1 protein-coding gene is annotated in these 789 nt (G+C 46.3%); it reads right to left on the bottom strand.

Annotation, left to right across the window (positions count from 1 at the left end):
* A partial coding sequence (locus R7190_RS26805; RefSeq protein ID WP_318137787.1) for a CBS domain-containing protein occupies positions 1-789 on the bottom strand: 789 nt, incomplete at both ends.

Below are 789 nucleotides of genomic sequence, written 5' to 3'. Positions count from 1 at the left end.
GCAGTGAGTTTTGCGATTCATAACGAACAATATCGGTAGTTTCGATGATGCCTATCGGTAGTTGATTTTTGACCACCGGCAGATGATGCACGTTGTAGCGTAACATCGTTAGCATGGCTTCATAGATGTAAGCATTATGGTCGAGAGAGATCACTTCCGTCGTCATGACTGTTGAAACATCATCTTGAGGAGACAAGCCTTCCGCAAGCACTCGAGTGCATAAATCTCGGTCAGTAATGATGCCTAAAACGGGCGATTGCGGATCATCTTCGTCACGGACAAAATCGGGGTCGACAATCAAGAGTGATGAAATGTTGTCCTGAGCCATTAACTGCGCTGCTTGTTGGATTGTTTGGCCGCGGTTTATGGTCGGGGCATCGCCAGTAAGTAGGGTCTTGACTTTAGAGGTGGTTAAGTCGTTTGCGTCTTTGTTTTCTGAAATGGTTTGGCGCAAGCGGGCGCTGTTTTCTACTTCAACAAAATCGGCGAAAGAGTCGAAGTTGTCGTAGATCTCTTGAAACACCTCGACCGGAATGCAGTAGAGTAGGGTGTCTTCAATAGCTTTTACCGGGAAACGAACTTTGTTGTTGGTAAGCAGCCCCATTTGACCGAATAAGTCGCCTTCATCGAGACGGTTATAAAGTTCACCCTTGCGGCGATAAACTTCCACCACGCCACTTCTTACCACGAAGAGATCTTGAATATGGTCACCGAAGTGAATGATTGGGGTATCTTGTCGGTAGTAAGAGATTTCAACGCTTTCTGTCACTTTGGTCAGAGTTTCTTCTG

The organism is Vibrio sp. 1078-1, from assembly GCF_033340475.1.
Note: the sequence above shows the minus strand (reverse complement) of the source record. Positions and strands in the feature narration are given on the sequence as shown.